Annotated in this window: 11 protein-coding genes, 2 tRNA genes and 1 rRNA gene; 4 read left to right on the plus strand and 10 right to left on the minus strand. The window is 47.9% G+C overall.

All coding sequences use genetic code 11. The annotated features are described in order from the left end of the window. Positions 1-85 precede the first annotated feature (85 nt). Together KNQ12_RS07565 and KNQ12_RS07570 are read right to left on the minus strand one after the other, a co-directional pair. Positions 86-679, minus strand: a complete 594-nt coding sequence (locus KNQ12_RS07565; RefSeq protein ID WP_023469607.1) for a flavin reductase family protein — start codon at positions 677-679, stop codon at positions 86-88. An 18-nt stretch (positions 680-697) separates the two neighbouring features. Next, the gene (locus tag KNQ12_RS07570; protein ID WP_214747218.1) at positions 698-1,096 is read right to left on the minus strand and encodes a DoxX family protein; all 399 of its coding nucleotides are present in this window, start codon (positions 1,094-1,096) and stop codon (positions 698-700) included. A gap of 183 nt (positions 1,097-1,279) precedes the next feature. Here KNQ12_RS07570 and KNQ12_RS07575 point away from each other — a divergent pair, with 183 nt between their 5' ends. The 3 genes from KNQ12_RS07575 to KNQ12_RS07585 all read left to right on the plus strand — a co-directional run bounded on the left by KNQ12_RS07575 (position 1,280) and on the right by KNQ12_RS07585 (position 2,889). Next, entirely contained in the window at positions 1,280-1,600 is a 321-nt protein-coding gene (locus tag KNQ12_RS07575; protein WP_023469609.1) for a winged helix-turn-helix transcriptional regulator, read from the plus strand. Positions 1,601-1,705: 105 nt separating this feature from the next. Next, positions 1,706-2,161 carry a flavodoxin gene (locus KNQ12_RS07580; protein ID WP_214747221.1) on the plus strand — a complete coding sequence of 152 codons (456 nt, stop codon included), beginning with the start codon at positions 1,706-1,708 and terminating at the stop codon, positions 2,159-2,161. A gap of 68 nt (positions 2,162-2,229) precedes the next feature. Then, a complete protein-coding gene (locus KNQ12_RS07585) occupies positions 2,230-2,889 on the plus strand; it encodes a haloacid dehalogenase type II (RefSeq protein ID WP_214747224.1) in 660 nt (219 codons plus the stop codon). A 47-nt stretch (positions 2,890-2,936) separates the two neighbouring features. Here KNQ12_RS07585 and KNQ12_RS07590 read toward each other — a convergent pair whose 3' ends face one another. The 7 genes from KNQ12_RS07590 to KNQ12_RS07620 form a co-directional block, all read right to left on the minus strand. Further along, entirely contained in the window at positions 2,937-3,506 is a 570-nt protein-coding gene (locus tag KNQ12_RS07590; RefSeq protein ID WP_214747227.1) for a hypothetical protein, read from the minus strand. Between the two features lie 28 nt (positions 3,507-3,534). Further along, entirely contained in the window at positions 3,535-4,542 is a 1,008-nt protein-coding gene (gene tsaD, locus KNQ12_RS07595; protein ID WP_214747231.1) for a tRNA (adenosine(37)-N6)-threonylcarbamoyltransferase complex transferase subunit TsaD, read from the minus strand. Next, complete coding sequence (rimI, locus tag KNQ12_RS07600) at positions 4,539-4,994, minus strand: ribosomal protein S18-alanine N-acetyltransferase (protein WP_023469614.1); 456 nt, start codon at positions 4,992-4,994, stop codon at positions 4,539-4,541. Before rimI ends, tsaD begins: the two co-directional genes overlap by 4 nt. Then, positions 4,987-5,640 (minus strand): tRNA (adenosine(37)-N6)-threonylcarbamoyltransferase complex dimerization subunit type 1 TsaB, encoded by a 654-nt coding sequence (tsaB, locus tag KNQ12_RS07605; RefSeq protein WP_023469615.1) that lies wholly within the window; start codon positions 5,638-5,640, stop codon positions 4,987-4,989. Before tsaB ends, rimI begins: the two co-directional genes overlap by 8 nt. Beyond that, a complete protein-coding gene (tsaE, locus tag KNQ12_RS07610) occupies positions 5,637-6,086 on the minus strand; it encodes a tRNA (adenosine(37)-N6)-threonylcarbamoyltransferase complex ATPase subunit type 1 TsaE (protein WP_023469616.1) in 450 nt (149 codons plus the stop codon). The genes tsaB and tsaE overlap by 4 nt, the downstream gene beginning before the upstream one ends. Before the next feature lie 118 nt (positions 6,087-6,204). Then, a tRNA-Met gene (locus KNQ12_RS07615) sits at positions 6,205-6,281 on the minus strand. Between the two features lie 34 nt (positions 6,282-6,315). Further along, a tRNA-Met gene (locus KNQ12_RS07620) sits at positions 6,316-6,392 on the minus strand. 129 nt (positions 6,393-6,521) lie between these two features. On the opposite strand from KNQ12_RS07620, the gene KNQ12_RS07625 reads away from it, so the two are divergent. Next, positions 6,522-6,986: an NUDIX hydrolase gene (locus tag KNQ12_RS07625; protein WP_214747233.1), complete on the plus strand. Its 465-nt coding sequence runs from the start codon at positions 6,522-6,524 to the stop codon at positions 6,984-6,986. 99 nt (positions 6,987-7,085) lie between these two features. Here KNQ12_RS07625 and rrf read toward each other — a convergent pair. Continuing rightward, positions 7,086-7,201: ribosomal RNA gene (gene rrf, locus KNQ12_RS07630) — 5S ribosomal RNA — on the minus strand. Positions 7,202-7,295 lie beyond the last annotated feature (94 nt).

Below are 7,295 nucleotides of genomic sequence, written 5' to 3' on the forward strand. Positions count from 1 at the left end.
GATTCCGGTAGTTAGACCGGTCTCTCCACTCCTTTTTGTTTGAATCAAAATGAATCGTACGATGAGTCAGGCATTCACACTTCGATCATTTCGTCGGTCGGGCAATCGTAAACGTCTTCCCGATCGTCGCATAATCATTCCCTGCTAAACGAGCGACAGCCTTCAATCCTGCCGCGTCAATTCGGAACGACTCGACGAGTTCATCTGCAACGTGATAGCGCAGTACTTCTCCGATTAGAAGATCGGCACCTTCTAGCTCGACGTGTTGCGTCAAGCGCATCTCGAAGCGAATTTTCGCTTCCGCGATTCCGGGTACTTCGATCGCGTCACTATCGACGAGTGTTAAATCCGTCCGCTTAAGCTCACTTTCACCGTAAGCAAGTGGCGCTGCTGTCTCATTGACTGCGTCGACGATCTCTTCGCTGACGATATGGATGACATAACTTTGTTTCGCTAAGATGTTACGTGCCGTATCCTTCTGCCCCTGATCCGTCCGTTGTACGGCGATCACCAGTTGCGGCGGACTGCTTGAAGCGACCGTAAAGAAGGAAAACGGTGCGGCGTTGACCGTCCCGTCTTCGCCTTGCGTTGTCACGAAAGCAATCGGACGCGGAATGATGCTTCCGATCAGTAATTTATAATTGTCTTTTGCGCTAAGCGTTGATGCCTCAAACTTCATAAATGACCCACCTTTTCTTCACCCGATGAGTGCAGCGAGTGAGTAGTCTCCAGCACCGATCATCGCTACACCAAGCGCGATGACGATCAATGCCATGTTGTATTCGTACCCATTCTGCGTCACCCAGTAACCATTCGCACCGTGTACTTTAACGATCGCGACAAGCATCGATCCGATGATGAGGAGTGCTGCGATCCAGAGGAATAGGCCTCCTGCAAACAACAAGCCGCCGATCAATTCAGCAAGACCTGCTGTAATCGCGAGTGCCTTCCCTGGCTTCATGCCGATTGATTCGAACCAACCGCCTGTTCCAGCGATTCCGTGTCCGTCGAACCAACCAAATAATTTTTGTGTCCCGTGTGCAGCGAACGTTAAGCCGATGATTAAACGAATAATTAAAAGTCCTGTATCCATCATTGCTCTCTTCTCCTTTTACCTAATGTATTTTAGTTACTTTAAGTAACTCAATAAACAGACTATATCTTATCACTTACTAAAAGTAAATAGATTTGTTTTAGTTCTTTTTGTTACATTAAGTAAAATGATTCGATTTTTTTAGCAGAAGCGGGTATACTACAACTATAGAAAGGATGAGTGCTGATGGAAGAAGTCGCAATCCAACCGGCTCTTTGTCCCAAAGTCGAACATGCCTTTGAAATCTTAGGTAAGAAATGGACGGGTCTGATCTTACGTCACTTGTTGACGAAGACATGTCGTTTCAATGAGATTCAAGATGCCATTCCCGAATTATCAGGTCGTATGCTCACGGAACGTATGAAGGAGCTCGAAGCGGAAGGCATCGTCATCCGGACTGTCATTCCCGATCGTCCGATTAAGATTCAATACAGTTTGACCGACAAAGGGCGCCAACTCGAACCGGTCATTCGTTCCATTGAGGAATGGGCCGAACTACAAGACTAATGTATAGAAAAGCATCTTCTTCGGAAGGTGCTTTTTTATATGTCCTTTGACATTGATAATCATTATCAATTAAAGTAGAGAAGTACAGTGAAAGGAGGAAGATGCATGCATATCGCGATTGGATTCGTCAGCATGTCCGGTAATACGGAAGATATCGTCTCGCTCATTCAACATGAACTCGAGCAACACGGTGTCAACGTGACGATCACGGAACTAGATCAATTCGTCGGGGAGGACTTATCACGTTTTGATGGTCTATTACTCGGCTCATATACATGGGGAGACGGTGATTTACCGTATGAAGCAGAAGACTTCGTTGAGGAGCTAAGGGAACAATCCTTAGACGGGATACCGGCGGCTGCTTTTGGTTCGGGGGATCTTGATTATCCGAAGTACTGCGCAGCCGTTGATTTGATTGAAGACGCATTAAAAGAAGCTAGGGCGACCCTCGTCACGGATGGCTTGAAGATTGAGTTTGATCCGAATACCCCGGAGAAACAAGCCGCTTGTCGTGCATTCGCGCAAACGTTTCATCGCTTTTTACAACAGGTTCATTCTTGAGTGTCGTTTGAATCCGTACTGTAAGGGAATCGTTAAAGCAGACTCTATGAAAGTGAGATGAATGTTTTATGACGATTCAAGCACTCATCTTTGACGTCTACGGTACATTATTCGATGTCCATTCCGTCAAAGAACAAGCCGAAGCGCTTTATCCGGATCACGGAGAAGCGATCAGCAAACGCTGGCGGGAGAAACAACTGGAGTACTCTTTCCTCCGACAATTGAACGGACAGTATGTGCCGTTCAGCCAAGTGACACAAGATGCTCTCCGCTATACGTTACTCGAACTGAAGCTCCATGTGACCGAGGAACAAATCACGACCTTAATGGAGACGTACCTGACGCTTGATGTATATCCTGAAGTCAGCTCCGTTCTCGAGACGATGGCGGACAAGCGTCTGGTCGTCTTCTCGAATGGTTCCCATGATATGCTCGATCCGCTCATTGAGCAGTCAGGCTTAGCCGATCGGTTCGAACATCTCGTCAGTGTCGATGATATCAAACAGTATAAGCCAGCACCTGCATCCTATATGCATGCCTTAAACACGCTCGGTCTAAAACGCGAGGAGATCCTCTTCATGTCCTCGAACGGTTGGGACATCACCGGGGCGAAGAGTTTCGGCTTCAAAACGGCATGGATCAATCGAAATGGACTTCCGGTCGAGGAATTGAATCTCGATCCCGATCGTATCTATGATGACTTGACGGGTATCACTGAATGGCAATGAACGAACAACAGCGGACTCCTATTTAGGAATCCGCTGTTTTCATGGATTTAGTAATTAGACAAACGTGAGTAACCCTTCTTAAATAGATCGAGTTTCAGACCGCCTTCTTTTTCGATGAAGAAGAGGTATTCGTTTTGATCCGTATCCTTATAGAAGACCTTAAATAACGTCAACGTCCGTTTTTTATTGTTCTCGACAGCCGTCACCTCATGCTTTGAGATGACCTCGGCTTGGACTTGTTCTGCATCCATCTTTTGAATCATTGGTTCGAATGACTTCTTTTCTTGATCCGTCACCGGTGTTCCGGAAGCAATAATGAAATAATCATCACTCGCCTTGTTCGTTAAACCATACTTCCGATCGACGATGACGACGTTACTGAGCTTACCATTGATTGTCTGATCAAAAGCATATAACTTTTGAATCCGGGTCTTTTCCCCTTCTGCTCGTCCGATTTCGTAAAGTGGACGTTGTTTCGTATTCGTCTCGACCGCTTTTTTATCGGGTACGAGTTCTTCCTTATAGGCGACTTGGTATGCGTTGACGATTTCTCGGACCTGAAGTCCGATCGCGACGATGACCAGTACCGCTAACAATGCGATGATGACTTTTTTCATTCCATTTCCCCCAAGTTGTTCGGATTCCTTACTTTAAATCTAGCCCAGGTTCTGCGTTCATGGCAAGTGTCGAATAGCGTAACGCGCGATATGGATGAATTGCAGCCGCTCCGATCATCGCTGCATTGTCTCCACACAGGTGCATCGGCGGAATGACGAGATCGATTCCTTCCTTCGCACACGCCGCTTCGAGACCTTGGCGTAATCCTTTGTTAGCAGCGACGCCACCAGCAAGTAGCAATTGACGTCCCCCTTTATCCTTCACGGCACGAACCGCCTTTGTCACGAGTACCTCGACGACGCTCGCTTGGAAACTTGCAGCTAAATCTTCCGGAATGATCGTTTCTCCCCGTTGTTCGGCGTTATGCACGGCATTGATGACCGCTGACTTCAAACCGCTGAAGCTAAAGTCGTACGAGTCCTTCTCAAGCCAGACGCGTGGAAAATGGAACGTATCCTGACCAGTCTGTGCCAATTGATCGATCCGTGGACCACCCGGATACGGTAACTGCAACGTTCGAGCAACTTTATCATAGGCTTCCCCCGCGGCATCATCCCGTGTTTCACCAATGACTTCATATACACCGTCTTCTGGCATGTAGATCAGTTCCGTGTGCCCACCTGATGCAATCAAACAGACGAGCGGGAACTCAAGCTCTTGCACGAGACGATTCGCATAGATATGACCTGCGATATGATGAACACCGATCAATGGTTTATTGTGCGCAAAGGCGAGTGCCTTCGCTGCGCTGACACCAACGAGTAATGCTCCGACAAGTCCAGGTCCTTCCGTGACGGCGATCGCATCAATATCGTCGATCGTGACGTTCGCTTCCGTCAAGGCGTCATCAATGACGTATGTGATTCGTTCGACGTGATGCCGTGAAGCCACTTCAGGCACGACGCCACCGAATCGTTTATGACTTTCGATTTGAGACGAGACGACGTTCGATAAGACGTCGGTTCCTCCATGGACGACGGCAGCTGCCGTTTCGTCGCAACTCGATTCGATTGCTAGAATCAATGGTTGTGTCATAGGTCTTCTCCCTCCAGCTCCAGCCAGTAGATGGCAGCATCTTCATTGTTATCTTGATAATATCGTTTTCGGACACCAACATACTGGAATCCAAGTTTTTCATATAAAGTCCGCGCTGGTGTGTTCGAGACACGTACTTCGAGCGTCATCGCCCGCAAATCAAGCGCACGACCGACGGCGATCAATGCCGTTAGCAGATCTTCCCCGAGCCCTTGTCCGCGATGCGACTGCTTGACGGCAATATTCGTAATATGTCCTTCATCCGCAATATGCCACAGACCAGCAAACCCAACGATACCATCTTGATCGGCAACGACATAATAGGCATTCGGATTTTGTGTCATTTCCGCTTCGAAGGCATCTAGCGTCCACGGTGTCGCAAATGATTCGAGTTCGACCGCATGAACACCTGCAGCATCCTGTACGGTCATGCGACGAATGCCCTTACTCATGACGCTGTGCCTCGATCCATTTCGCTTCTGCTTCAGCCAGGCGCAGGTAACGTGGCTCAAACGCATGCGCTTCGACCGTCTGACGCGTTGCACCGAGTAAAGCGAGTACGCCGGCACGTGGCGTCCGGAAAGCAGGAGCCACCTTTTCGAAGGGCTGAAGAATCTCTTCGAACGCCTCGACGTCTCCTGTGACGAGCGTATCTGGCATTAACGTCTTTACAAAGGACGCAATCTCGACATGCTGTTCTTCACCAATTCGTTTCCCGGCGTCGTACACTCCGACAAACCCTGCTCCACGCCGCGCATCTTGAATCGCCGCAACGCGTCCTGTATGACCAGTCGAAGCTGCCATCAGTTCAAGTGTCGAGATAGCAACGAGCTCGATACCGAGTGTATAGGCAAGCGTCTTCGCTGTCGTCGCTCCAATCCGTAATCCCGTATAAGAACCAGGACCGTCAGCAACGACAATGCGTGTCAGTTGAGCCGGCGTCCATTTTGCTTCCACCATCAAGCGCTCAAGCAACGGCATGAGTTTCGTCGCATGATTCAAAGACGTGACGTAAGAAGCTTCTGCTACAATCTGTTTCCCGTCTGAAAGAGCGACTGATAATTGTTTCGTCGATGTATCAATGGCTACGATTTTCATGATTTCAATCCCTCACATAATGTAATGTATCGTTCTCCGATCGGCGTCAGCTCAAAACGTCGACTATCATCACCTGTTCGCGTAATCGTGATTGCCAACCGTTCAGGTGGAAGACTGTCCGCAATTAACTCAGACCACTCGACGACGGCGACGCCTTCACCATTCAAATATTCTTCAAGTCCGATATCATCACCGGAACCTTCCAGGCGATAAACATCCATATGATAAAGAGGAAGACGTCCCGTATAGACTTTCATGATCGTAAAGGTAGGGCTGTTGACGTGACGCGTCACACCTAACCCTTTCGCAAAGCTTTGCGTAAAGGTCGTTTTCCCAGCACCTAAATCTCCATCGAGCGTAATGACCATCCCTGCTTCAGCACGTCGTCCAAGTTCAAGAGCCAAGGCAGTCGTTTCTTCCAAGCTGTTCATTTCCAGTTCTATCATACGATGTCTCCTCCTTAATACGTACTGTTCGTCCTTCTCTATTGTACCGGACGAAAAAGGCAAAAAAAAATACGAAACGCTGAACGTTTCGTAGTAAAGTTGAAGTTAAGTTTAAAATTGGTTGCGGGGGCCGGATTTGAACCGACGACCTTTGGGTTATGAGCCCAACGAGCTACCAGACTGCTCCACCCCGCGACGATAAACGTTTCGGATTTAATTATTTAAAAATTGGTTGCGGGGGCCGGATTTGAACCGACGACCTTTGGGTTATGAGCCCAACGAGCTACCAGACTGCTCCACCCCGCGATGATATAACGTTTCGACAGATATTAATATAACATGTGTCTTTTAAATTGGCAAGTCTTTTTGCCTTATTTCTTTTTACTAACTGTCATAATGAATATTCTTCTATACTGATACGAAAGGAGTGAGCAGATGGGATACTTATTAGATTTACGAAAAATCGTAGACAACCGACCGTTGATCAGCGTGGGTGCGACCGTACTCGTCATAAATCCACAACATGAACTGCTATTTCAATATCGTTCGGATACCCACAGTTGGGGACTTCCCGGTGGTTCGATGGAACCAGGTGAGACACTTGAAGAAGTCGCGATGCGTGAATTACAGGAAGAAACCGGACTTCAAGCACGCAGCGTTCAGCTGCTAGACGTCTTCTCGGGTCCTGATTACTTCTTCCGTTATCCAAATGGCGATCAAACCTATAGTGTGATTCATCTCTTTCAAGCAAAAGGAATATCAGGTACATTACAAATGACAGATGGAGAAAGCCTAGATCTTCGTTATTTTCCACTCGATCAACTACCAGAACTACTTGAAGCAAGAGCCGCTGCGCTGTTAAAACACGTCATCCCTCGTCTTATCGAAACAACATCTTGAATTTAATATAGATGTCGTATTTTAAAACTGGCTGTCATTCGGTCAGTTTTTCCTTTTCCACAACAAAAAACCGACCTGCAATCTGCAGATCGGTCAAGTGCCTGGCAACGTCCTATCCTCACAGGGGGAAGCCCCCAACTACTTTCGGCGTTCAAGTGCTTAACTTCCGTGTTCGGCATGGGAACGGGTGTGACCACTTGGCTATCGTCACCAGACGATCAGGCTCGCGCCCTCAAAACTGAAGTCATCAACAAGCATCTGCTAGAACAAGGCCTCGACCGATTAGTATCACTCAGCTCCACATGTCGC

It is taken from the genome of Exiguobacterium sp. s11 (assembly GCF_018619015.1).
GTDB lineage: Bacteria > Bacillota > Bacilli > Exiguobacteriales > Exiguobacteriaceae > Exiguobacterium_A > Exiguobacterium_A indicum.